The sequence below is a fragment of the Arsenophonus endosymbiont of Crataerina pallida genome, from assembly GCF_964020125.1.
Lineage (GTDB): Bacteria > Pseudomonadota > Gammaproteobacteria > Enterobacterales > Enterobacteriaceae > Arsenophonus > Arsenophonus nilaparvatae.
This window is the reverse complement of record NZ_OZ026540.1, coordinates 2,677,725-2,703,511: the sequence shown is the minus strand read 5'-3', so window position 1 is coordinate 2,703,511 and position 25,787 is coordinate 2,677,725. Positions and strand designations below refer to the sequence as shown.

23 protein-coding genes are annotated in these 25,787 nt (G+C 38.6%); 16 read left to right on the top strand and 7 right to left on the bottom strand.

The annotated features are described in order from the left end of the window. Positions 1 to 7 precede the first annotated feature (7 nt). The 13 genes from ftsI to lpxC all read left to right on the top strand — a co-directional run bounded on the left by ftsI (position 8) and on the right by lpxC (position 16,063). Complete coding sequence (gene ftsI, locus AACL31_RS14515; protein ID WP_310511587.1) at positions 8 to 1,777, top strand: peptidoglycan glycosyltransferase FtsI; 1,770 nt, start codon at positions 8 to 10, stop codon at positions 1,775 to 1,777. Beyond that, positions 1,764 to 3,251: a UDP-N-acetylmuramoyl-L-alanyl-D-glutamate--2,6-diaminopimelate ligase gene (gene murE, locus AACL31_RS14510; protein WP_310511588.1), complete on the top strand. Its 1,488-nt coding sequence runs from the start codon at positions 1,764 to 1,766 to the stop codon at positions 3,249 to 3,251. Before ftsI ends, murE begins: the two co-directional genes overlap by 14 nt. Continuing rightward, positions 3,248 to 4,630, top strand: a complete 1,383-nt coding sequence (murF, locus tag AACL31_RS14505; RefSeq protein WP_310511589.1) for a UDP-N-acetylmuramoyl-tripeptide--D-alanyl-D-alanine ligase — start codon at positions 3,248 to 3,250, stop codon at positions 4,628 to 4,630. Before murE ends, murF begins: the two co-directional genes overlap by 4 nt. Further along, positions 4,624 to 5,706 (top strand): phospho-N-acetylmuramoyl-pentapeptide-transferase, encoded by a 1,083-nt coding sequence (gene mraY / locus AACL31_RS14500; RefSeq protein ID WP_310510518.1) that lies wholly within the window; start codon positions 4,624 to 4,626, stop codon positions 5,704 to 5,706. The genes murF and mraY overlap by 7 nt, the downstream gene beginning before the upstream one ends. A 2-nt stretch (positions 5,707 to 5,708) precedes the next feature. Continuing rightward, positions 5,709 to 7,016 carry a UDP-N-acetylmuramoyl-L-alanine--D-glutamate ligase gene (gene murD / locus AACL31_RS14495; protein ID WP_310511590.1) on the top strand — a complete coding sequence of 436 codons (1,308 nt, stop codon included), beginning with the start codon at positions 5,709 to 5,711 and terminating at the stop codon, positions 7,014 to 7,016. A 2-nt stretch (positions 7,017 to 7,018) separates the two neighbouring features. Beyond that, positions 7,019 to 8,209: a cell division protein FtsW gene (gene ftsW / locus AACL31_RS14490; RefSeq protein WP_310511591.1), complete on the top strand. Its 1,191-nt coding sequence runs from the start codon at positions 7,019 to 7,021 to the stop codon at positions 8,207 to 8,209. After that, positions 8,206 to 9,273, top strand: a complete 1,068-nt coding sequence (gene murG / locus AACL31_RS14485; protein ID WP_310511592.1) for an undecaprenyldiphospho-muramoylpentapeptide beta-N-acetylglucosaminyltransferase — start codon at positions 8,206 to 8,208, stop codon at positions 9,271 to 9,273. Before ftsW ends, murG begins: the two co-directional genes overlap by 4 nt. Positions 9,274 to 9,376: 103 nt before the next feature. After that, positions 9,377 to 10,810, top strand: a complete 1,434-nt coding sequence (murC, locus tag AACL31_RS14480) for a UDP-N-acetylmuramate--L-alanine ligase (RefSeq protein ID WP_406850721.1) — start codon at positions 9,377 to 9,379, stop codon at positions 10,808 to 10,810. Beyond that, a complete protein-coding gene (locus tag AACL31_RS14475; protein WP_310511593.1) occupies positions 10,803 to 11,723 on the top strand; it encodes a D-alanine--D-alanine ligase in 921 nt (306 codons plus the stop codon). The genes murC and AACL31_RS14475 overlap by 8 nt, the downstream gene beginning before the upstream one ends. A gap of 1 nt (position 11,724) precedes the next feature. Beyond that, complete coding sequence (gene ftsQ, locus AACL31_RS14470; RefSeq protein ID WP_310511594.1) at positions 11,725 to 12,522, top strand: cell division protein FtsQ; 798 nt, start codon at positions 11,725 to 11,727, stop codon at positions 12,520 to 12,522. A 49-nt stretch (positions 12,523 to 12,571) separates the two neighbouring features. Continuing rightward, positions 12,572 to 13,828 (top strand): cell division protein FtsA, encoded by a 1,257-nt coding sequence (gene ftsA, locus AACL31_RS14465; RefSeq protein WP_310511595.1) that lies wholly within the window; start codon positions 12,572 to 12,574, stop codon positions 13,826 to 13,828. Positions 13,829 to 13,882: 54 nt separating this feature from the next. After that, entirely contained in the window at positions 13,883 to 15,049 is a 1,167-nt protein-coding gene (gene ftsZ, locus AACL31_RS14460) for a cell division protein FtsZ (protein ID WP_310511596.1), read from the top strand. A 96-nt stretch (positions 15,050 to 15,145) separates the two neighbouring features. Next, positions 15,146 to 16,063, top strand: a complete 918-nt coding sequence (lpxC, locus tag AACL31_RS14455; RefSeq protein WP_310511631.1) for a UDP-3-O-acyl-N-acetylglucosamine deacetylase — start codon at positions 15,146 to 15,148, stop codon at positions 16,061 to 16,063. 93 nt (positions 16,064 to 16,156) lie between these two features. Here lpxC and AACL31_RS14450 read toward each other — a convergent pair whose 3' ends face one another. Then, positions 16,157 to 16,675 (bottom strand): DUF721 domain-containing protein, encoded by a 519-nt coding sequence (locus AACL31_RS14450; RefSeq protein ID WP_310511597.1) that lies wholly within the window; start codon positions 16,673 to 16,675, stop codon positions 16,157 to 16,159. Positions 16,676 to 16,709: 34 nt separating this feature from the next. Between AACL31_RS14450 and secM the strand changes: the two genes are divergently transcribed. From secM to mutT, 3 genes are all read left to right on the top strand, one after another. Continuing rightward, positions 16,710 to 17,213, top strand: a complete 504-nt coding sequence (gene secM / locus AACL31_RS14445; protein WP_310511598.1) for a secA translation cis-regulator SecM — start codon at positions 16,710 to 16,712, stop codon at positions 17,211 to 17,213. A 134-nt stretch (positions 17,214 to 17,347) separates the two neighbouring features. Continuing rightward, the gene (secA, locus tag AACL31_RS14440) at positions 17,348 to 20,059 is read left to right on the top strand and encodes a preprotein translocase subunit SecA (protein WP_310511599.1); all 2,712 of its coding nucleotides are present in this window, start codon (positions 17,348 to 17,350) and stop codon (positions 20,057 to 20,059) included. A gap of 87 nt (positions 20,060 to 20,146) precedes the next feature. Continuing rightward, positions 20,147 to 20,548 carry an 8-oxo-dGTP diphosphatase MutT gene (gene mutT, locus AACL31_RS14435; RefSeq protein WP_310510529.1) on the top strand — a complete coding sequence of 134 codons (402 nt, stop codon included), beginning with the start codon at positions 20,147 to 20,149 and terminating at the stop codon, positions 20,546 to 20,548. A gap of 105 nt (positions 20,549 to 20,653) precedes the next feature. Here mutT and yacG read toward each other — a convergent pair whose 3' ends face one another. From yacG to ppdD, 6 genes are all read right to left on the bottom strand, one after another. After that, positions 20,654 to 20,866, bottom strand: a complete 213-nt coding sequence (gene yacG / locus AACL31_RS14430) for a DNA gyrase inhibitor YacG (protein ID WP_310511600.1) — start codon at positions 20,864 to 20,866, stop codon at positions 20,654 to 20,656. Between the two features lie 8 nt (positions 20,867 to 20,874). After that, a complete protein-coding gene (gene zapD, locus AACL31_RS14425; RefSeq protein ID WP_310511601.1) occupies positions 20,875 to 21,627 on the bottom strand; it encodes a cell division protein ZapD in 753 nt (250 codons plus the stop codon). Then, the gene (coaE, locus tag AACL31_RS14420; RefSeq protein ID WP_310511602.1) at positions 21,620 to 22,243 is read right to left on the bottom strand and encodes a dephospho-CoA kinase; all 624 of its coding nucleotides are present in this window, start codon (positions 22,241 to 22,243) and stop codon (positions 21,620 to 21,622) included. Before coaE ends, zapD begins: the two co-directional genes overlap by 8 nt. 122 nt (positions 22,244 to 22,365) lie before the next feature. Further along, positions 22,366 to 23,547, bottom strand: coding sequence for a type II secretion system F family protein (locus tag AACL31_RS14415; protein ID WP_310511603.1), 1,182 nt, complete (start codon positions 23,545 to 23,547; stop codon positions 22,366 to 22,368). Next, complete coding sequence (locus AACL31_RS14410; RefSeq protein ID WP_310511604.1) at positions 23,544 to 24,983, bottom strand: ATPase, T2SS/T4P/T4SS family; 1,440 nt, start codon at positions 24,981 to 24,983, stop codon at positions 23,544 to 23,546. The genes AACL31_RS14415 and AACL31_RS14410 overlap by 4 nt, the downstream gene beginning before the upstream one ends. A gap of 16 nt (positions 24,984 to 24,999) precedes the next feature. Further along, complete coding sequence (gene ppdD, locus AACL31_RS14405) at positions 25,000 to 25,422, bottom strand: prepilin peptidase-dependent pilin (RefSeq protein ID WP_339053303.1); 423 nt, start codon at positions 25,420 to 25,422, stop codon at positions 25,000 to 25,002. Positions 25,423 to 25,787: the final 365 nt, after the last annotated feature.

Sequence of the window (25,787 nt, the reverse complement as noted above, 5' to 3'; positions counted from 1 at the left end):
AAACAACATGAAGCCTGCGCGCTCAGTGAAGTATAGAAGGCGGTACGAAGAAAAAGTTAGCTATGTTAGCTGGCGTTTCTTGCTATTGTGTGCGGGCCTAGGATTGGCATTAATTGGTCTCATTATTCGTGTTACTTATCTACAAGTTATTAACCCGGAAGAGCTTGTTAAAGAAGGTGATATGCGTTCGCTTCGCGTTCAGAAAGTGACGGCTGCACGGGGCATGATAAGTGATCGTAAGGGGCGTCAGCTAGCAGTAAGTGTTCCGGTTTATGCTATTTGGGCTGATCCGAAAATAATTTACGAAAATGGTGGATTAACCAATGATGAACGTTGGCAAGCATTAGCGGATGAGCTAAGGCTCCCGCTCGAGCAAGTGAACCATAAAATTAGTCTTAACCCTAACAGTCGGTTTGCCTATTTAGCGCGCCAAGTGAATCCATCTGTTGGTGAATATATTAGCAAATTAAAAATAGCGGGTATTTATTTGCGTAAAGAGTCTCGCCGCTATTATCCATCTGGTCCAGTAGCCGCGCATTTAATTGGGGTAACAGATATTGATGGACAGGGAATTGAAGGAATTGAAAAAAGCTTTAACTATCTATTAACTGGGGCTACAGGCGAAAGGATAGTGCGTAAAGATCGTTATGGGCGAGTTATCGAAGATGTTTCTTCCATTGATAGTCAGGTTGCCCACGACTTGGTATTAAGTATTGACGAACGCATACAGTCATTGGTTTATCGTGAATTAACACGCAGTGTAATGGAGAATAAAGCCGAGTCGGGTACTGCTATTTTAGTCGATGTTCATACGGGTGAAGTATTGGCGATGGCTAACAGCCCCTCCTATAACCCGAATAATCTTGCTGGTACTCCAACTCAAGTGATGCGTAACCGCGCGATCACCGATGTATTTGAACCTGGATCAACAGTTAAACCGATGGTAATCGTTAGTGCATTGAATAATGGAATTGTCAAAGCCAATAGTGTGTTAAATACTCAACCCTATATAATTAGTGGTCATGAAATTAAAGATGTAGCAAGGTATAGTGAGTTATCGATTACAGGTATTTTACAAAAATCAAGTAATGTTGGTGTTTCAAAGTTAGCGTTAGAGATGCCTGCCGATGAACTGGTAGACGTTTATGCTCGTTTCGGTTTGGGTAAACCAACAAATTTAGGATTAATTGGAGAAAGTAGTGGCATCTTTCCTAATAAAAAAATGCGGTGGTCTGAATTTGAAAGGGCCACCTTTTCTTTTGGTTATGGGCTAATGGTAACACCATTACAGTTAGCGAGAGTTTATGCAACAATTGGTAGTTTTGGTATTTATCGCCCGCTATCAATTACAAAAGTTGATCCGCCGGTATCTGGAGCTCGTATTTTCCCTGAGGCGATTATGCGGACGGTGGTTCGCATGATGGAAAGTGTTGCATTGCCTGGTGGCGGTGGTGTTCGAGCCGCAGTGAAGGGTTATCGAATAGCAATTAAGACAGGTACAGCAAAAAAAGTTGGTAATGATGGCCATTATATTAATCAATATATTGCTTATACGGCTGGCGTAGCACCGGCAAGTAACCCTCGTTATGCCCTGGTTGTGATTATCAATGAGCCTACTGCGGGGAAATATTACGGTGGTGCTGTTTCTGCGCCCGTATTTGGAGCCATTATGGGCGGCGTTTTACGTTTAATGAATATAGAGCCTGATGCATTGACCTCAGATGATAATGAATTAGTAATTAACAAGATAAAAGAGGATACAGGTGGCAGATCGTAATCTACGCGATTTACTTGCACCACTGGGTGTTAACGCGCCAGATAAGGTGTTACGAGAAATGACGCTTGATAGCCGTAAGGTAGCGGCAGGAGACCTATTTTTAGCAATTAAGGGCCATCAAACAGATGGACGACAATATATTTCTCAAGCGATAGCGCAAGGTGTCGCCGCAATTATTGCTGAAGCACAAGGCGAGATAGAAGCTGGAACGATTCGATATATGCATGGCGTCCCTGTCATTTATATTAATGATCTGAATAATCAATTATCACTGTTAGCGGGAGAATTTTATCAACATCCAGCTGCAAAATTGCGATTAATTGGTGTAACAGGAACAAATGGTAAAACAACCACTACTCAGCTAATTGCTCAGTGGGCTAAAGGGCTGGGCGAAGTCAGTGCCATAATGGGCACGGTTGGTAACGGAATATTAGGACAAATTGTACCTAGTGAAAATACCACCGGCTCGGCGGTTGATGTTCAGGCTGAATTGCAGTTGTTGGTTGACGAGCAGGCAACCTTAGTGGCGATGGAAGTTTCTTCCCATGGCTTAGTGCAAGGTCGGGTTGCTGCTATTCCTTTTACCGCTGCTGTGTTTACTAATTTAAGTCGTGATCACCTTGATTATCATGGTGATATGCAAAATTATGCAGCGGCAAAATGGTTATTATTTTCAAGCCATAAATCTGATAAACAGATTATCAATGTAGATGATGATACCGGTTTGCAGTGGCTTGCAAGATTACCACAAGCATGTGCAGTTTCGATGGAGGATCGCATACCTACCGATTGGCAGGGTGCTTGGGTGCTAGTGGAGCAAGTTGATTATCATGATCGTGGGGCGACTATTCATTTTAATTCGACTTGGGGAAAAAGTTCGCTAGAAAGCCCACTAATGGGGGCTTTTAATGTTAATAATGTCATGTTAGCCATGGCGACACTTTTAATGATCGGTTACCCATTTGATACGGTGATAAAATCATCACATGCCATACAACCGGTCTGTGGACGAATGGAAGTCTTCACCTCACCAGGCCGGCCAACGGTTGTTGTCGATTATGCTCATACTCCGGATGCACTCGAAAAAGCATTAATTGCGCTCCGTCTCCATTGTCGTGGCAAACTTTGGTGTGTATTTGGTTGTGGTGGTGATAGAGACAAGGGTAAACGTGCATTAATGGGCAGTGTGGCTGAACAGTATGCTGATATTGTGGTAGTAACCGATGATAATCCACGTAGTGAAGAGCCAAAAGCCATAATCGATGATATTTTAAGCGGTTTTCTTGATGCTGGTCGGGCAATACCGATTGTCGGGCGAGTGGAAGCGGTCACTAGTGCGATTATGCAGGCCGATACTGATGATGTCATATTAATTGCCGGTAAAGGTCATGAAGATTATCAAATTATTGGTGATCGTCGGCTCGATTATTCCGATCGCTTGACGGTAGCCCGGCTATTGGAGGTGATGGCATGATCCCTATTTCATTGAAGCAATTGGCTACTGTAACACAAGGTGCTTTACAGCAAATAAATGATCAGCAGGCAGCGAGTTTATGGCTGGATACGGTAACAACCAATAGCCGCCAGCAACCCATTAATGGTTTATTTATTGCTTTAAAGGGTGAACATTTTGATGGTTACCATTTTGCTAAAGAGGCTATTGCAGCTGGTGCTACGGCATTATTAGTTGAGCGGCCGTTAACTATTCACTGTCCACAAATTATTGTTAAAGATACGCGTTTAGCTATGGGGAAGTTAGCCGCTTGGGTTCGATCACAAAGCAAAGCTAAGGTTATAGGGCTAACGGGCTCTTCTGGCAAAACTTCGGTTAAAGAGATGGTGGCCGCCATTCTATCACAATGTGGTACAACACTTTTTACTGCAGGTAATTTCAATAATGATATTGGTGTGCCGTTAACGTTATTTCGATTGACGGCAGAGCACCAGTATGCAGTGATTGAAATGGGAGCCAATCATATCGGTGAAATTGCCTATACCACTAATATGGTTAGACCGGATAGTGTATTGGTTAATAATTTATTTGCTGCTCATCTTGAAGGTTTTGGTTCATTAGCGGGTGTTGCTAAGGCAAAGGGAGAGATTTTTCAGGGATTAGCGGAAACAGGAACGGCAGTTATTAATTTGGCTAGCCATGATTGGAAAAATTGGCAATCTTATTTTAAACAACAACGAACCATTTGGCGTTTTTCTATAGAGAAACAGCAACAGGCTGATTTTTATGCGGAAAATATTACCACGAAATCAATAGGTAGCGAATTTGAGTTGCATACACCAATCGGTATTGTCTCAATATTATTACCCTTAGCCGGTAAACATAATGTTGCTAATGCATTAGCTGCTAGTGCTTTAGTTATGTCTGTTGGTGCGACGCTTGAGCAAATAAGGCTTGGATTGGCAGCTGTTCAGCCGGTATCAGGTCGTTTATACCCAATTCATTTAGCGCCCGGTAAACTTATTTTAGATGACACCTACAATGCCAATACCGGCTCTATGATTGCTGCTGCTGATGTTTTATCTCAAATGCCTGGATACCGTATTTTGGTGGTCGGTGATATGGGTGAATTAGGCGATCAGACCGAAAAATGGCATCAAGCAGTCGGCTTGGCGACTCAGCAAATGAAGCTTGACCGAGTATTAAGTATTGGTCAACAAAGTATCTTTATTAGTCAACAGAGTGGTTGCGGTGAGCATTTTGCTTCTAAAAAAGAGTTAATTGCAAAACTGCTCCCATTAATAAAAGAACACGAAACGGTATCAGTTTTAGTTAAAGGTTCGCGGAGTACAGCAATGGAAGAAGTTGTACACGCCTTACAGGAGTGCTTTTTATGTTAGTCTGGTTAGCCGAATATTTAGTTAAATATTTTTCTGGCTTTAATCTTTTCTCCTATTTGACATTTCGGGCTATTACCAGTTTGTTAACGGCTTTGGTGATTGCGCTATGGATGGGGCCCCATTTGATTTCCTATTTGCAAAAATTACAAATAGGTCAGATTGTGCGTGATGAAGGTCCCGAATCGCATTTTTGCAAACGTGGCACACCTACCATGGGCGGTGTGTTGATTTTATCTTCTATTGTGATTTCAGTCATGCTATGGGCGCGGTTAAATAATCCATATGTTTGGTGCGTATTAGCCGTTTTATTGGGATATGGTGTTATTGGCTTTATTGATGATTATCGTAAAGTGGTACGTAAAAACTCTAGAGGGTTGATTGCTCGGTGGAAATATTTCTGGCAATCCGTATTGGCTTTGGGAGTAGCATTTGCTCTATATAGCACAGGTAAAGATACGGCAGTCACTCAATTGGTTGTACCATTTTTTAAAGATGTCATGCCACAACTTGGTCTGTTTTATATTTTACTGACTTATTTTGTCATTGTTGGCACAAGTAATGCAGTTAATTTAACTGATGGACTAGACGGTTTAGCGATTATGCCAACCGTTTTTATTTCGGCAGGTTTTGCATTAGTGGCTTGGGCAACGGGTAATTTCAATTTTGCCAACTATTTAAAAATTCCTTATATCAGCCACGCAGGTGAATTAGTCGTGGTTTGTACGGCAATTGTTGGTGCCGGTTTGGGATTTTTATGGTTTAACACCTATCCTGCGCAAGTTTTCATGGGCGATGTTGGCTCATTGGCATTAGGCGGTGCATTGGGAACGATTGCGGTTTTATTACGGCAAGAATTTTTATTACTGATTATGGGTGGTGTGTTTGTTGTTGAAACCTTATCGGTAATTTTACAAGTTGGATCATTTAAACTGCGTGGTCAACGCATTTTTCGGATGGCGCCGATCCACCATCATTACGAATTAAAAGGATGGCCTGAACCTCGAGTCATTGTGCGTTTTTGGATCATCTCATTAATGCTGGTATTGATTGGATTGGTAACATTAAAGGTACGTTAATAATGGCTAATTATCAGGGCAAAAAAGTTGTCATCATCGGGTTAGGCCAGACAGGTCTATCTTGTATCGACTTTTTTCTCTCTCGCCAGGTTGTGCCACGCGTAATTGATACCAGAATAACACCGTCAGGTAAGGATAAATTGCCGGCGGAAGTCGCCTGCCACTGTGGTAGTTGGAATAGTGAATGGTTGATGGCGGCTGATTTGATCGTTGCAAGCCCCGGTATTTCGCTTGCTACTCCAGAATTAAAAAAAGCCGCAGATAAAGGTATTGAAATTATTGGTGATATTGAACTTTTTTGTCGTGAAATAGATAAACCGATAGTTGCTATCACCGGTTCTAATGGTAAGAGTACGGTTACAGCATTAGTTGGTGAAATGGCAAAAGCAGCTAATTGGCAAGTGGCAGTTGGTGGCAATATTAGAACGCCGGTGCTGACATTATTAGCAAAAGATTATGATTTGTATGTATTAGAGCTTTCTAGTTTTCAGCTTGAAACAACATCAAGTTTAAAGGCTGCGGTAGCAACCATATTAAATGTGACAGAAGATCATATGGATCGGTATCCGACAGGTGTTGAACAGTACCGCGCGGCTAAGTTACGAATTTATGCTGGCGCTAAAGTTTGTATTATTAATGAACAAGAACCACAAACTTGGCCACTATTGGGCCGTGATGCACGTTGTATCAGTTTTGGCATTAATAGTGGGGATTATCAATTAAATACACGTTGCCAAGAACTACAAATAAAAGGGCAACCGATTATTGATACCGCTGAAATACGGTTAGTTGGGCAGCATAACTATCTTAATGGCGCGGCTGCCCTGGCTTTAGCGGATGCGGTGAAGATTCCAAGAAAAGCAAGTTTAACGGCATTAACTCAATATGCAGGCTTGCCTCATCGTTGCCAATTAGTTCATCAGAATCAAGGTATTCAATGGGTTAATGATTCTAAAGCAACGAATGTTGTCAGCACAGAAGCAGCTTTAAAAGGTTTACAAGTAGCTGGAACGCTTTATTTATTATTGGGTGGGGAGGGAAAGTCAGCAGATTTTTCACCTTTAAAACCCTATATCTCAGCAAAAAACATTAAATTGTGCTGTTTTGGCCGTGATGGTTATCAATTGGCACAATTAAAACCGAATAGTTTGTTACTAGATACAATGGAGCAATGTCTGCGCGCCATCGCACCAGAATTGAAAGCCGGTGATATGGTACTTCTTTCACCTGCTTGTGCTAGCTTCGACCAATTTCGTAACTTTGAACATCGAGGTGATAGGTTTAGCCAATTAGCAAAGGAGTTAGGTTAAGAATGATATTTAACTTCAAACGACTAAAAAATTGGGCTAATGGTGAGCCGGATAACGATGTTCTGGATACGATCCTTTATGATCGTACTTTGGTTTGGCTTACATTAGGTCTGGCTATAATTGGTTTTATTATGGTGACATCAGCATCGATGCCAGTTGGGCAGCGTTTAACGCAAGATCCTTTTTTCTTTGCTAAACGCGATGTTATCTATCTTATTTTATCATTTGGTTTAGCTTTATTAGTCTTAAATATTCCAATGGTGTGGTGGGAAAAATATAATTTTTTATTATTGATAACCTCCCTAATATTGTTATTAGTGGTATTGGTTGCCGGAAGCTCAGTTAATGGAGCTTCTCGTTGGATTAATACCGGTATTGTCCGTATACAGCCGGCTGAGATCGCAAAATTAGCCTTGTTTTGCTATGTATCCAGTTATTTAGTCAGAAAAACCGATGAGGTGCGAACGCGGTTTTTGGGCTTTATCAAACCGATGTGCATTTTAATATTAATGGCTATTTTACTGCTATTACAACCTGATTTAGGTACAGTAATTGTGCTGGTTGTGACAACTTTAGCACTGCTATTCCTTGCAGGTGCTAGATTAGCGCCGTTTATTATCGGTATTGTTATTTGTGCGGTAGGTGTTATTGGCTTGATCTATTTTGAGCCTTATCGTTTGCGTCGAATAACCTCTTTTCTCAATCCATGGGCGGATCCTTTTGGCAGTGGCTATCAATTAACACAATCTTTGATGGCGTTTGGGCGTGGTGAATTATGGGGCCAAGGTTTAGGTAATTCTATCCAAAAATTAGAATATTTGCCTGAAGCACATACTGATTTTATTTTCTCAGTTTTAGCGGAAGAACTTGGTTATATCGGTGTTGTGTTAATGCTTTTAATGTTATTTTTCGTTGCTTTTCGCAGCATGATGATTGGCAAACGGGCATTAGATGCAAAGCAACATTTTTCCGGTTATCTAGCTTGTTCAATCGGTATCTGGTTCACTTTCCAAGCGTTGGTTAATGTTGGCGCTGCAGCCGGAATGTTACCAACTAAAGGGTTGACACTACCGTTAATTAGCTATGGTGGCTCTAGCTTATTAATTATGTTTATTGCCATTGCTATCTTGTTACGTATCGATTTTGAAACACGCCTTAAGAGAGCACAAGCATTTGTAAGGAGAACGAAATGAGCCAACCAAAACGCCTCCTGGTGATGGCAGGCGGTACTGGAGGACATGTTTTTCCCGGACTGGCAGTGGCTAATTATTTAAAGCTACAAGGTTGGGATGTTCGTTGGTTAGGAACTGCTGACCGGATGGAGGCAGATTTAGTTCCTAAGCATGGCATTGAGATTGAATTTATAAACATTTCCGGTTTACGTGGTAAAGGTATCAAAGCATTGCTGGTAGCTCCGTTTAAAATTATTAAAGCAATAAAGCAGGCAAAAGTGATTATGCAGCGTTATCAACCTGATGTCGTATTAGGCATGGGAGGATATGTTTCTGGCCCGGGCGGTATTGCTGCCTGGTTATCTAATATTCCAATTGTACTGCATGAGCAAAATGGGGTAGCGGGTTTAACCAATCTGTGGTTAGCTAAAATTGCTAAACGTGTTTTACAAGCATTTCCAAGTGCATTCCCTAATGCTACGGTAGTCGGAAACCCAGTTCGTGAGACGGTATTAGCCTTACCTGAACCTGAAGAACGTTTAATTGATCGTGATGGCGCTATTCGAATTTTAGTGATAGGGGGTAGTCAAGGGGCAAGAATTTTAAACCAAACATTACCCGAAGTAGCCGCTCAACTAGATGGAAAAGTGACTATTTGGCATCAAGCGGGCAAAGGTGCTCAGCAAATGACGGAAACTTTATATAAAAAGTTATGTGGTAAATCAGATAATTATAAAGTAACTGAATTTATTGATGATATGGCTGAGGCTTATGCTTGGGCTGATATCATCATCTGTCGAGCAGGTGCTTTAACGGTAAGTGAAGTTGCTGCTGCCGGCTTACCAGCAATTTTTGTTCCTTTTCAGCATAAAGATCGGCAACAGTACTGGAATGCGTTACCGTTAGAGAAGGCTGGAGCAGCGAAAATTGTTGAGCAGCCGCAATTTTCAACGGATGCGTTGGTGAATCTATTAAATCAATGGTCGCGTCCGCAGTTATTGGATATGGCAAAAAAAGCACGAGCGACATCGATTACTGACGCAACTAAACGTGTGGCGGCAACCTTAATTGAAGTTGCTAAATGAAACCGATTTTACATTGCAGAATGTTGAAATCAGCGATAGAAATAGTGAAGAGAGTAAAGTGAATACACAACAATTAGCCAAATTAAGAGCAACAGTGCCTGAAATGCATCGGGTTAGGCATATCCATTTTGTTGGCATTGGCGGTGCTGGCATGGGCGGTATTGCTGAAGTATTGGCTAACGAAGGTTATGAAATTAGTGGTTCTGATTTGTTACCTAATACGGTTACTGAGCAATTAATAGAGCTTGGCGCAAAAATTTATTTTAATCACCGACCAGAGAATGTTGCAAATGCTTGCGTTGTTGTCGTATCTACGGCAATCGCTGCCGATAATCCAGAAATTATTGCAGCACGCGAAGCTCGTATTCCGGTCATTCGACGCGCTGAAATGTTGGCTGAATTAATGCGTTTTCGTCATGGAATTGCTATCGCAGGAACCCATGGCAAAACAACGACTACCGCAATGATTGCCAGCATCTATGCGCAAGCAGGGTTAGATCCAACTTTTATCAATGGCGGGTTAGTGAAAGCAGCAGGAGTTCATGCACGTCTAGGGACTAGCCGCTATTTAATTGCAGAAGCCGATGAGAGTGACGCTTCTTTCTTACATTTACAACCATTAGTTGCTGTTATAACAAATATAGAAGCAGATCACATGGAGACTTATGATGGTGATTTTGAGAAATTAAAACAGACTTTCATTAGTTTCTTACATAATCTGCCATTTTATGGTCGAGCAATATTATGTATCGATGATCCTGTGGTGCGTTCGCTGCTACCGCAAATAGGTCGTTATATTACCACTTATGGTTTTAGTGATGACGCAGATGTGCGCATTAAATCCTATGAGCAACGAGGCAATCAAGGTTTCTTTACTGTAGCGCGAGAAAACCGAACTGATTTAGCGTTTATCTTGAATGCACCAGGTCGTCATAATGCATTAAATGCAACTGCGGCTATTGCGGTAGCGACGGAAGAAGGAATTGATGATAGTGCTATCTTAACTGCGCTAGAAAAATTTCAAGGCACGGGTCGACGTTTTGATTTCTTAGGTAATTTCCCTTTAGCTGAAGTTAATGGCAAAAAAGGTAGCGTTATGCTGGTGGATGATTATGGTCACCATCCAACAGAAGTTAATGCTACTATTAAAGCAGCAAAAGAAGGATGGCCAGATAAACGTATCGTGATGGTTTTTCAACCTCACAGATATACTCGCACGCGTGATTTATATGATGATTTTGCCAATATTTTAGAGCAGGTTGATGTATTGATAATGCTAGATGTCTATCCGGCAGGAGAGGAGCCTATTCCTGGTGCAGATAGTCGCTCATTATGTCGGACAATTCGCAATCGAGGCAAATTGGATCCTATTTTTGTCGCTGAACATGAGCAAATTAGCGAAACATTAGCACAAATTATCGAAGATAACGACCTGATACTTATACAGGGAGCTGGTAATATCGGCAAGATAGCACGTAATTTGGCTGACACAGATTTACGGCCAATGTTAACAAATGAGGGAAAGGATCATGGCTGATAAAGTTGCCGTGCTTTTAGGCGGAAATTCAGCCGAAAGAGAGGTGTCACTGCAATCTGGTGAGGCGGTAGTAAATGGCTTGCGTGATGCTGGAATAGATGCCTATCCAGTTGATATTAAAGATTTTGCTGTCATCAAATTAAAAGAAGCTGGTTATAATAGAGTTTTTATTGCTTTACATGGACGCGGTGGTGAAGATGGCGCGGTGCAAGGGGTTTTAGAATTTTTAGGTTTACCCTATACCGGTGGTGGTGTTTTAGCTTCATCACTTTCGATGGACAAGCTACGTACTAAACAGTTATGGACGGGGATAGGTTTACCGATTGCACCCTATATAGCACTGGAGAAACAACAGTTAGCAATGATGTCAGATGAAATGCTTTTTGAGTCTGTTTATCATTTGGGCTTACCGCTTATTGTGAAGCCAAGTCTTGAAGGTTCAAGCGTTGGTATGAGTAAAGTAACCACTTTGCCTGAATTAAGAATAGCGCTCGAGTTTGCTTTTCGTTATGACAAAGATGTGCTGATTGAGAAATGGCTAAATGGGCCTGAATATACCGTGGCAATTGTAGGGGAGCAGGTACTACCTTCGATTCGTATTCAACCGGTAGGCGTTTTTTATGATTATGATGCCAAATATCTCTCTAATGAAACACAATATTTTTGTCCTAGTGGGTTGAAAACTGAAGAAGAACAACAATTGAATGAATTAGCGTTAGCGGCTTATAAGGCGGTTGGTTGTATTGGTTGGGGACGCGTTGATGTCATGAGGGATAACAATGGTATTTTTTATTTATTAGAAATTAATACCTCACCGGGAATGACCGGTCATAGTTTAGTACCCATGGCTGCGAAACAAGCAGGAATGAGTTTTTCACAGTTAGTTAAAAAGATTTTGGAATTGGCTAAGTAATATGCCGCAGGCATCATTGAACGTTCATAATAAAGAGCCTAAAGAGCGTCACAACGATGGCGGCCGAAGTAATGGTTCTTATTTGGCAGGCATTATCTTCTTCTTGATAGTATTGGGTACTATTATATGGAGTGGGTGGATGGTATTAAATTGGATGAAAGACGTTAATCGATTGCCTATTTCCAAGCTGGTGATCACTGGAGAACGCCATTACACCCGTGATGATAATGTTAGAAAAGCAATATTGGCACTAGGTATGCCGGGTACATTTATGACTATTGATGTGAATGCGATCCAGAATCAAATAAAAACTATGCCATGGATAAGGCAAGTTACGGTACGTAAACAATGGCCGGATGAACTAAAAATTCATTTAGTGGAATATAAGCCTTATGCCAAATGGAATGATACCTTTTTTATTAATGCTGAAGGCTCTGTTTTTAGCTTACCAGCGTTACTAAATGTTAAAGGTAATTTCCTAATGCTATATGGTCCACAAGGCAGCCAGCAAGAAGTATTAGCGATGTATCGTGTTATGCAACAGCAACTAGCGCCACATAATTTTAGCATTAAGTCAGTATCAATGACTGCACGACGCGCGTGGCAATTAGTTTTAGCGAATGATATTCGATTAAATATCGGTAAACAGGATATTAAAGAAAGATTAAACCGTTTTGTTGAGCTTTATCCACTATTAAAACAAGTGACAGATAAACGTATTGGATATATAGATTTGCGATATGGTAGCGGTGCTGCGGTAGGTTGGTTACCACTTTTAGCCGAACCTGTTACACACTGAATTGAAATAGTTTGAGACTGCTGATTGATCAGATACAGGCAAATTAACGATGATTAAAACGACGGACAGAAAATTAGTAGTTGGTCTTGAAATTGGAACTTCCAAGGTTTCTGCGCTGGTTGGTGAAATTCTGCCTGATGGGATGGTAAATATTATTGGTGTCGGCAATTGTCCATCTCGAGGGATGGATAAAGGCGGTGTTAATGATTTGGAATCAGTCGTTAAATGTGTGCAGCGAGCTATTGATCAAGCAGAATTGATGGCGGATTGCCAAATATCATCGGTTTATCTGGCGCTTTCTGGCAAGCACGTTAGTTGCCAAAATGAAATAGGTATGGTGCCTATTTCTGAGGATGAAGTTACTCAAGATGACGTAGATAGCGTAGTTCATACTGCTAAATCTGTCCGGGTCAGTGATGAGCATAGAATTTTACACGTTATACCACAAGAATATGCGATTGATTATCAAGAAGGAATTAAAAATCCAGTAGGACTTTCAGGTGTACGTATGCAAGCTAAGGTACATCTAATTACTTGCCATAATGATATGGCCAAAAATATTGTCAAAGCAGTTGAACGTTGTGGTTTAAAAGTAGATCAATTAATTTTTGCCGGTTTAGCGTCAAGTTATTCCGTTTTAACGGAAGATGAACGTGAATTGGGGGTATGTGTCGTCGATATTGGCGGAGGAACTATGGACATAGCCGTTTATACTGGCGGTGCACTGCGCCATACCAAGGTTATACCCTATGCTGGTAATGTCGTGACAAGTGATATTGCTTATGCATTTGGTACTCCCCCTAGTGATGCAGAAACAATAAAAGTTCGCCATGGATGCGCATTAGGTACTATTGTTAGTAAAGACGAAAATGTTGAGGTACCAAGTGTAGGTGGGCGGCCGCCAAGAAGTTTACAACGTCAAACATTAGCTGAAGTTATCGAGCCACGTTACACAGAGTTGCTAAACTTAGTAAATGACGAGATTTTGAAATTGCAAGAACAATTACGTCAGCAAGGTGTTAAACATCATCTGGCAGCGGGTATTGTCTTAACAGGAGGCGGTGCTCAAATTGATGGTCTAGTCAAATGTGCCCAAAGAGTATTCCATACTCAGGTACGCATCGGTAAGCCATTAAATATAACTGGTTTAACGGACTATGCACAGGAGCCTTATTACTCCACAGCTGTCGGGCTCCTGCATTACGGCAAACAGACTCATCTTGGGAATGAAGCCGAAATGGATAAGCGTACATCAGTGAGTAGTTGGTTTCATAAAATCACTAATTGGCTGAGAAAAGAATTTTAATTTTGTAAGAAGCAAATCTTCGCTTCTATATAAGGTACAAAACGGAGAGAGATTATGTTTGAACCAATGGAATTAACCAATGACGCGGTGATTAAAGTCATCGGCGTTGGCGGTGGCGGTGGCAATGCCGTTGAACACATGGTGCGTGAACGCATCGAAGGTGTTGAATTCTTTGCTGTTAATACAGATGCTCAGGTATTACGTAAAACAGCAGTAGGACAAACTATTCAGATCGGCAATGGTATTACTAAAGGCTTGGGAGCAGGAGCGAATCCTGAAGTTGGTCGTAATGCCGCTGAAGAAGATCGTGAAGCCTTGCGCAATGCGTTTGATGGGGCAGATATGGTCTTTATTGCTGCTGGTATGGGTGGTGGTACGGGCACCGGCGCAGCCCCTGTTGTAGCCGAAGTTGCTAAAGAGCTTGGTATACTGACGGTAGCGGTTGTGACTAAACCTTTCAACTTTGAAGGTAAAAAACGCATGGCATTTGCTGAAACAGGGATCTCAGAACTGTCTAAGCATGTTGATTCCTTGATTACCATTCCGAATGATAAATTATTAAAAGTGCTTGGACGCGGTATTTCTTTGCTAGATGCATTCGGTGCCGCCAATGATGTGTTGAAAGGCGCGGTTCAAGGCATTGCTGAGCTTATTACTCGTCCAGGTTTAATGAATGTCGATTTTGCAGATGTTCGTACCGTCATGTCTGAAATGGGTTATGCTATGATGGGATCAGGCGTAGCACGAGGTGAAGATCGAGCTGAAGAAGCGGCAGAAATGGCAATTTCCAGCCCCTTGTTGGAAGATATCGATTTATCGGGCGCTCGTGGTGTATTAGTTAATATTACCGCAGGTTTTGATTTACGGCTTGATGAATTTGAAACAGTGGGTAATACCATTCGTGCATTTGCCTCTGATAATGCAACAGTTGTTATCGGTACTTCACTGGATCCTGAAATGAATGATGAGTTACGGGTGACCGTGGTTGCTACAGGAATTGGTATGGATAAGCGGCCAGAAATCACATTGGTTACTAACAAAACAGCCCAAAAATCATCGCTAGAACAGCGTTATCAGCAGATGCAAGGCTCAATGCCGGCTATGACGCCGTTAACAGAGGAAAAATCTGCTGCTAAAGTGGTGAATGAGCAAAATATGCAATCAAATAAAGAGCCGGACTATCTTGATATTCCAGCTTTTTTAAGAAAACAGGCTGATTAGTTAACAATTGATTGGTTTCTCTGCTTTTTGTGCTAAAATATCTTGCTAATCCTGGAGTGAGGATTAGCAAGACTGTTAACGATGTGAGAGAAAATGATGATCAAACAAAGGACACTAAAACGTATTGTTCAAGCGACGGGCGTCGGTTTACATACTGGCAAGAAAGTCACTTTAGCATTGCGTCCAGCACCGGCCAATACCGGGGTCATCTACCGCCGTACAGATTTAAATCCACCGGTTGATTTCCCGGCTGAGGCAAAATCGGTACGTGATACTATGCTATGTACCTGCTTGGTCAATGAAGATGATGTACGTATTTCAACGGTAGAACATCTGAATGCTGCATTGGCAGGGCTAGGAATTGACAATATTATCATTGAGGTAGATGCACCAGAAATTCCAATAATGGATGGAAGTGCTGCGCCTTTTGTATTTTTATTGTTAGATGCAGGCATTGAAGAGTTAAACAGCGCCAAGAAATTTCTTCGTATTAAAGAGAGTGTCCGAGTTACAGATGGTGATAAATGGGCTGAGCTAGCACCTTATAACGGATTTAGCTTAGATTTCACTATCGATTTCAATCATCCTGCTATTAATAGTAGTACTCAACGTTATAAACTAGATTTTTCGGCAAAATCTTTTGTTAGATATATTAGCCGTGCGCGTACGTTTGGCTTCATGCGTGATATTGAGTATTTACAATCTAAAGGGTTATGTTTGGGCGGTAGCTTTGATTGTGCGATTGTTGTTGATGATTATCGCGTATTAAATGAAGATGGCTTGCGTTTTGAAGATGAATTTGTGCGTCATAAAACGCTAGATGCTATTGGTGATTTATTTATGTGTGGTCATAATATCATTGGTGCTTTTACCGCGTATAAATCAGGCCATGCATTGAATAACAAATTATTACAGGCTGTTTTAGCGACGGAATCTGCTTGGGATATGGTGACGTTCGAAGATGAATCTGAAATGCCAGTCGCATTTAAAACACCTTCGACAATAATAATCTGAGATATATTATTTTAAGCAGGATATTCTAACTATGGTACATCAGTGGATTATTCTCTCTCTTACGTTACTTTCGTTGATGCTTTTTACTCAACACTAATCTTTATTGCTAGTTGCTTTGGTATTCTCTCTGGCCAATGCAGCTAGCCGCTCTAATTTTTCCTTTAGTTTTTTTGGACTTCTTTTTGCTAGGTTACGAATTGTCTTTGCACTTTCTTTGCTTAGCTGACTTATTATCTGTTTTGATGGTTTTATAGCTATTTGCTGAAATGATAAGCAATTTTTTGAATTTTTAGATGATAATGATGGATTAATCATTATGTTGATTGAAGATAAAGATGGTAAAATAGTGTTACGTAATGTTGAGAGTAGCGTAGGAAGTTCATAGTTTAGTCGTACTTTTCGGCTAGCATTTGTAACTTCTAGAATAAGAATATGTTGACGATAATTAGCGACTCGACACCAAGCCTTTAGCTCGATAGGTAGTAGGCTGATAACAGTATTATTGAGTTTAATTAATGCCTGCGCGCGCTGTTGAATGGTTTGTAAAGTATTGGACTCAAGGTTGCTCTCTTTTAACAAAATATTTAAAGATTGGGGATAACTATCGCGCATTTTTTACTCCAACTCTTATATTATATGATATTTAATGAATATATTAGATCTTTGTCGACATTTTGGTAAACGATATTTTTGGCCGCACCTGTTATTAGGTATTGTAACGGCTAGTATTGGTATACCTACAACTTTGGCAAAAGTGACTGAAAATATGTCACATACTAGCCAGTTATTACCGCATTATCAGCAAAATTTAGCATTAGATCATCTAATAGCTGCCAGTAAATATCGTATTTTTTATAATTGTGGCGCAAATTATTGGCATCAGCATGCTTTACGTAATATGATCCGTCAGCTGACTTTTGTTTTTTCAGCCCGAGAGACACAAAAGCAGCTGGATGCCAACTTAAGTGCGCACAACAAACCAATTTCGCTTTATAATATGCTTGACACTCTTTACTCTATGATTAATTTGAGTGTTTTTCATCCAAATGAGCAAAATTTTAGCTATTTATTAACACAATCTTCTTACCACATTACCTACCAAACTGCGCTATGGGTTGCTTGGGGTCAGGGTATTCGAGCTGGGCCTTAACACAAATTTCATAGACTTTTCGTTGATTCTTATAGCAACCATTGTTCAACTGAATATATTAATTATATTGGTTGAAAATAGATAATATAGGCGGATTCTAACAAGAACACTGCCTTAATTGAGAAAAAATATTTATGTTAACTAAGTTACTAACAAAAATTTTTGGTAGTCGTAATGATCGTACTTTACGTCGTTTAGGTAAATTTGTTGATATTATTAATCAGTTAGAGCCTGAATTTGAAAAATTTTCCGACCAAGAACTTAAAGCCAAGACTGATGAATTTCGCCAGCGCCTTAAATCAGGTGCAACATTAGATGATTTAATCCCAGAGGCGTTTGCCACCGTTCGCGAAGCCAGTAAACGGGTATTTAATATGCGGCATTTTGATGTTCAGTTGCTAGGGGGGATGGTACTCAATGAGCGCTGTATTGCAGAGATGCGTACTGGTGAAGGAAAGACATTAACATCTACATTACCTGCATATTTAAATGCTTTAACGGGTAAGGGTGTCCATATTGTTACTGTAAACGACTATTTAGCTAAGCGTGATGCAGAAAATAATCGGCTATTGTTTGAATTTCTTGGTATGACAGTCGGTATTAATTTACCCGGTATGCCTGCTACATTGAAGCGTGAAGCCTATGCCGCAGATATTACCTATGGGACTAATAATGAATATGGTTTTGATTATCTGCGTGACAACATGGCCTTTAGTCCGGAAGAGCGTGTGCAGCGTAAACTCCATTATGCATTAGTCGATGAGGTTGATTCTATTTTAATTGATGAAGCTCGTACCCCATTGATTATTTCAGGACCGGCAGAAGATAGTTCAGATCTATACAAAAAAGTGGATAAACTAATCCCTAATCTTAAGCAGCAAGAAAAAGAAGATTCAGACACTTTTCAAGGAGAAGGTCATTTTTCTGTTGATGAAAAATCACGTCAAGTTACATTGACAGAACGTGGATTAGAATTAATTGAGCAATTATTAGCGAAAGCGAATTTAATGGAAGAGGGTGAGTCATTATATTCTCCAGCTAATATTATGCTTATGCACCATGTCATGGCTGCCCTACGTGCTCATGCACTTTTCAGTCGGGACGTAGATTATATTGTTAAAGACGGTCAGATTATTATTGTTGATGAACATACTGGACGGACAATGGAAGGACGCCGTTGGTCAGATGGATTGCATCAAGCCGTTGAGGCAAAAGAAGGTGTTGAAATACAAAATGAGAATCAAACATTGGCATCAATTACCTTCCAAAATTATTTTCGGCTATACGAAAAACTCGCCGGTATGACCGGTACTGCTGATACAGAAGCTTTCGAATTTAGATCTATTTATAAATTGGACACAATTGTTATTCCAACTAATTGTCCGATGATCCGTAATGATTTACCTGATTTAGTTTATATGACTGAAGCGGACAAATTTGCTGCCATTATTGATGATATTCGTGAATGTACTAGCCGAGGCCAACCGGTATTAGTAGGTACTATTTCAATCGAAAAATCAGAGCTAATTTCTCAGGAACTAACTAAAGCTAAAATTGCGCACAATGTTTTAAATGCTAAGTTCCATGCAATGGAAGCAGATATTATTGCTGAAGCAGGGCAGGCAGGTTCAGTGACTATTGCAACTAATATGGCGGGGCGAGGTACAGATATTGTATTAGGAGGCAGCTGGCAAGCAGAAATCAATAAACTAGAGGACGCTAGTCAGGAGCAAATTGATAAAATAAAGACAGCATGGCAAGAGCGGCATGAAGCGGTAATTGCTGCTGGTGGTTTACATATCATTGGTACAGAACGCCATGAATCCCGTCGTATTGATAACCAATTACGTGGGCGTTCTGGACGCCAAGGTGATCCCGGTTCATCCCGTTTTTATCTTTCAATGGAAGATTCTTTGATGCGTATCTTTGCCTCTGATCGAGTGGCAGGAATGATGCGTAAATTGGGTATGAAACCTGGTGAAGCGATTGAACATCCTTGGGTAACGAAAGCAATTGCTAATGCACAACGTAAGGTTGAAAGCCGTAACTTTGATATTCGAAAACAACTTTTGGAATATGATGATGTTGCTAACGATCAGCGTCGAGCTATCTATTCACAGCGCAATGATTTATTAGATGGTGGTGATGTTAGTGAAACAATTGACAGTATTCGTGAAGATGTTATAACCGCAACTATTGATGCTTATATCCCTCCCCAATCTTTGGAAGAAATGTGGGATATTGATGGTTTACAAAAGCGATTAAGCAACGATTTTAGTTTAGAATTACCTGTTCAAGAGTGGTTGGATAAAGAACCCGAATTACATGAAGAAACTTTGCGTGCACGTATTCTAGAAAAAACGGTTGCAGCTTATAAGGAAAAAGAGACAATTGTAGGTAGTGAGATGATGCGTAATTTTGAGAAGGGCATCATGTTACAAACTCTTGATACATTATGGAAAGAGCATTTGGCTGCAATGGATTATTTGCGCCAGGGTATTCATTTACGAGGCTACGCACAAAGAGATCCAAAACAGGAATATAAGCGCGAGTCATTTGGTATGTTTGCCAATATGCTAGAAACTCTGAAATATGAAGTAATTAGCACATTAAGCAAAGTAGAAGTTCGATTACCAGAGGAAGTAGCTATACTTGATCAGCAAAGACGTGAAGAGGCAGAACGTCTTATGAAAAAGCAGCACCTGAGCCATGAAATTGAAAATGAAGCATTGATGTCAAAAACAGAAGCTCAAATGGCGGCCCAAGGCCATAAAATTGGTCGTAATGAACCTTGTCTATGTGGCTCAGGTAAAAAATATAAGCATTGTCATGGTAGCTTAGGTTAAAGCTCAGTTGCTAAAACAATTAAAAACAGGAGCGGAGAATATATCCGCTCTTTTACTGTAAACTTCAAAAGTAATTAAATTATTTTTATGGAAAAAAAACAATTACATATTGCTGTTGGTATTATTAGAAATACGAAACAAGAAATTTTTATTACCCAACGGGCAGCTAATTCACATATGGGCGGTTTTTGGGAATTTCCTGGTGGTAAATTAGAAATAGGCGAAACACCAGTAGAAGCATTGTTGCGTGAACTTAAAGAAGAAATTGGGATAGATGTTATTAACAGTCAATTGTTGCAGGTTGTTGAACATGAATTTCCTGATCGTAGAATAACATTACATTTTTTTCTGGTAGAGCAGTGGGATTGCCAGCCTTATGGAAAAGAAGGCCAATCTTCACGTTGGCTTTTGCAAAAATCACTGGTAGCTGAAGAATTTCCACCTGCTAACCGAGTAATTGTTGATATGCTAATCAACAACGTGATTTGAGTTGCCTATCCCACAGATAAGTTAATATGACTAAGTTTTGAAATTATCTTACCTAAGGGTTATATAATGGTACAGGTGAAATTTATAGCATTTTTGACTTTAAGCTTATTTTTTAATGTCATGATCATCGGATATTTCACTCCAATCATCTATTTCGGAAATATTTCGTTGACTTGAGATCCTTTTTTCCTCACCAGCCCATTCACCAAGATCGATTAATCGACATCGTTTGCTACAAAAAGGGCGATAAGGGCTACTCTCTTGCCAAATAACAATTTTATGGCAAGTCGGACATTTTACCGTGAGCTTATCTGGCATAATGACTCCTAACAACAGGCTAATTTAAATGGTAATTCATCAGGTACAATACCATTTTCACTGTCTTCATGTAAGAATCGGATAGCAAAACGTGTTTTATGTCCAGAAATCTGAGGATATAGAGATAGATTTATCGGTAACTTTATTCGGATCAGATCCGCATTTTCTACACTACCTTGATAGAAGCCATTATAACTTTTTTGACTGGTGAATGTATTGGACTTGCGGATCAAATTTAATAGCATATTTAAAGCGGAACGTAACGGAAGGATGCCGTCAATCCAAAAGTTAATTCTAGTTTCTATCTCTTTTTTAGGCGTATTTAACCATAAATGTAAGGCTGGTAAATCAAAACTACAACAACCTCCGGGTATACTTAACCGCTGGCGAGCAATACTAATAACTTTATCTTGCCGTAAGTGTTGACCAATGCGTGGTGCTTCTCTTAATGAAGTGAGATTTTCTTGCAGTTCTTTTAGAAGATTTTTAATCAGAGTTTTATCTGCATGGGGATCACTGCACCATTGATTAAGTTTGTTTTTTTGTTTATCTAATTCTTTAATAATGTCTGCACGTATATCGCTGCGATCTAATACTTCGATTAATTCAGAAACGGTACGAAAAAAAGCTAATCCACTAGCTAATGAGTTGATGTTTTTCAAGTCAATGAGTTGCTGAAGCAAACATTCCATGCGCAGCCAAGAGCGCATTTTCTCATTTAATGGATGTTCATAAATAATGGTAGAAATAGTATTACTCATTGTGTGTTTCCTGAGAAGCATTCATAGCTAATTGCAAATATTTCTGATGTAATTTCGCTAAAGTTTCATCAAGTGTTAAGTTATTATCGTGATTATTAATTATATCATCAGCTTTTTCTAAACGCCTTGTTCGGCTAACTTGGTTAGATAAAATATTTTTTGCTTCTTGTTGGCTAATTCTATCACGTTTCATTATACGAGCTATTTGTTCTTCAGGTGTTACGTCAATGACTAGCACGCGGTTGGCAAGGTGCTCTAGATTATTTTCAATTAATAATGGGACAACCCAAACTACATAAGGGGAATTAAGTAAAGTTAGCTGGCGTTGTGTTTCTTGATGTATTAATGGATGAAGCAAATTATTTAACCAGTTTTTTTCTCTTGGATCGCTAAATATTTTTTTTCTTAACTTGGCGCGATTTAAAGAGCCATCGTTATTGAGAATAGTTGAACCAAAATGTTGTTTTATCATGTTAAAAGCATAAGTATTAGGCATAACTATTTGTCTTGAAATGATGTCTGCATCAACAATTGGTACTCCTAAGGATGCAAATTTATCTGAAACGGTACTTTTGCCGCTTCCTATCCCGCCTGTGAGAGCAACAATATAGCTCATGCATCCTCTCTTTCAATAAATTTAAATGGTAAATTCCAGGCAAAGGTCTGATAATTTTTTTATGTTTATTATAACGGCTTTTAACATAATAATATTTTTTATTTTATTGTTACATTGATTACTTAAGAAATAATATTACCTAAATTAAAAATCGGCAAATACATAGTGAATAATAATCCAGTAATTACAACTGCGAGTAATAGTATTAGCATTGGTTCAATTAATTTTATCTTTTTATTAACATAGTTTATTAGGTTATCTTGATACCAATTAGCTAGTTTTTCTAAAAATAATACTAAATTGCCAGATAATTCTCCGGCTGTAATAAATTGCAAGCATAGATATGGGAATAGTTTTTCTCTTTTTATACTGTCGCTAAAAGAAATACCTCGTTGAATTTTTTGATATATAGAATGGATGGCATCATGATAAACGGGATGTTTTAGTGTTTTTAATACATATTCGAATCCTTCTAATAATGTTAATCCTGATTTTTGGGTAATATGTAGTGTTTGAAAAAAATAGTAAAGTTGTTGCCAACCAATAAGCTTATTGAGTAATGGCAAATGTAAGATAACCTTTTGTTCTTGTTTAATTAAATTTGGCGTATGTTTTCTATATGTAAAATATCCTAAACAAATGCAAGCTAAGGTAACAACGATATACAGAGCATTGTCAGCAATTTTATCAGAAATGGTAATAAGCAACCTAGTCGCTATTGGAAGTTGAGCATCAAATGTTTGGTATATTGCTTTAAATTCAGGTAAAACGAAAAATAACATTAGCGAAACCACGACTGAAGCGATAATTAAAATAATGCATGGATACTGTAGTGCTTTAGCTATTTTTTGTTTTAATATTTGTTGTTGGTAAATAAGTTGGCAATTTTTTTCCAGGCTATTGGTTTGTTCTCCTATTTCTACTAATCGATAAATTATTTCTGGAAAAAGTTTAGGATAATGTTTTAATGCCGAAGAGAATGTTTCCCCTTGATTAATACGTTTAATGATTTCTGTTAATATACATTTCCAAACGGACATATTACATTCTTTTTGAATAATATTTAGACTTTGAATTAAAGAAATATTGGATTTAAGTAATACACTAAGTTGATACATAAAATGCAAGCGATAGCTAAGAATTTTTGTGGTATATAGCGCAATTTCTCTGATTTTAATTGAAATAGGTATTAAATTGCTTCTAAGAATATATTTAAAAACCTCTTGTTTAGAATGAGATATTTTATAATTTTCTATTAATATTCCCTGAGTATTAATTGCTCGATATATATAGATAAAATTCACTGAATTATCTCCTGTCCTGTTACTTCATACAATTCTTTTAGTGTTGTTATGCCGGCTTTGACTAGAAGTAATCCAGAAGCAAATAAACTAACGAAAGGTATTTTTTCTGTTTTTATTGGTAGCTGATAAAATTGCGTAGCAAGAGTTTCTTCCTTAAGCTCTAAAAACTCATAAATTGCGGTTCGACCTAAATATCCACCGAAACAATGGTCACATCCAACCGCCCGCCAGGTTGTAATTACAGTTTCAATATTATCATATTGAATAGTAACAGGATTTTCCTCATGACGTTTACAGCTAGGACATAGTTTTCTAACCAGTCTCTGAGCAATAATTAATTTCACACAAGAATTTATCAAATGTGGTGATATGCTTAAATTTTCTAGTCGTTCTAGTGTACTTTTCGTTGAATTTGTATGGAGGGTTGATAATACTAAATGGCCGGTTTGGGCAGCTTTTATAGCAATTTCGGCTGTTTTTTGATCGCGGATTTCGCCTACCATAATAATATCAGGATCTTGGCGAAGTAATGCTCTTAAGATGGTTGAAAAATCTAATCCTATTTTTTCGCTTACAGGTATTTGATTAATCCCTTTTATTGGTATCTCTACTGGATCCTCAATCGTTGAAATATTTAATTCATTGTGATTAAGATATTCAAGACAGCTATAAAGCGTTACTGTTTTACCACTTCCAGTTGGCCCAGTGACAAGAATCATTCCTTGTGGCAGAGAAAGTTTTTGTTTTAAAATGACAAGAAAATTATTTTTTATACCTAGTTGTTCTAAAGAATAATGGTTTTTAGTATTTAATATCCTTAAAACTATTTTTTCACCATAAAGAGTTGGTAATGTTGAAATGCGAATAGCATAGTGGATATCACGGCTGATCCATTCAAGTTGCCCATCTTGAGGCAAGCGCTTTTCTGCAATATTCAATTTTGCCAATATTTTTAATCGAGCAAATATTTCTGCACAATTTTCGACTGGCGGCGAAGGAACATAAAATAATTTACTATCAACTCTGATTCGAATTTTGGCACCGGTCTTAAATGGTTCAATATGAATGTCTGGTGCCCGTTTTTCAATAGCAGATCCAATAAGATAATCGACATAATTTACTGCTGGTGAATTAGGTTTTTCTTCATTGTTAATTGAAGGATCATAACGTATAGGTTCTTCTTGTATTTCAACTTCATGATTACAGCGATTAAAATAATGCTCAATTTTTTCTTTTGGCCAGATATCATAACAAACAGGAACACTAGAAATAAAACGTAATGCTGTTAACAATTCGTCATTAGGTTTTCTATAACTCGCAATGGAAAGTTTTTTTGAATTGAACTTGATCATTACAATATCATGACGATAACAAAGTTTTTTTAATTCATCTTCGATAACATTAAAGTCTTTGGGAATAGCTGTTATGAAAGTCATAATAGAATCCTATTATTTAGAATCTAAAGGTGTCTGCACAATGTTTTTTTAATCCGGAATCTGTACTTTCACAAGAAACTTTCCAGCTCACTCGATTATCTGTTGTAGATAATGTCGGTTCTAATGTTATTGTTAAATCTTTCAGTGATTTTGTACCAACAACTTTAATTATTCCATCTTTCACATCGATATTACTGACATATTTTCCTGTCTTACTTGTCGGAATTGAAGATATGCCATTGTGGCAACCTGTAAAATGCCCATTTTCAAATCCACACAGCTCGGTATGCATTTTATAAGGAACAATAAATTGCAACATGTCAGTCAGAGATGCTTTTTGCATATAACTTTTGTAGCTTGGAATACTAATTGCACTAAGAACAGCAATAATTGCAATTGCAACCATTATTTCCATTAGAGAGAATCCTTGTTGTTTCATCATATTTTCCATTATCGATTGAAGATAAAGTGATGATGCACAATGGTAAAAAAAAATAACAATGAGAAAATAAAATATTAGAATATTGTTCTAAATATTATTTTTTTATATTGAAAATAAAAAAAATAAATTCGAGCAATTTCACAAATAATTAATTTAGCTATTTTTTATTGATATAAATTTTTTAATATTAGTCATCATTTGTAAGTTTGCTGACAGTAGAAATAAATAACTATTTATAATAACTCATTGGAAATGTATACATTTGTCATATCTTTCATGAAATGTATTATTTATTCGGTTCTAAGATAAAGAATTTTTATTATAGTAAGTCTCCACATTAATTATGCAGAAAAAATCTCTAT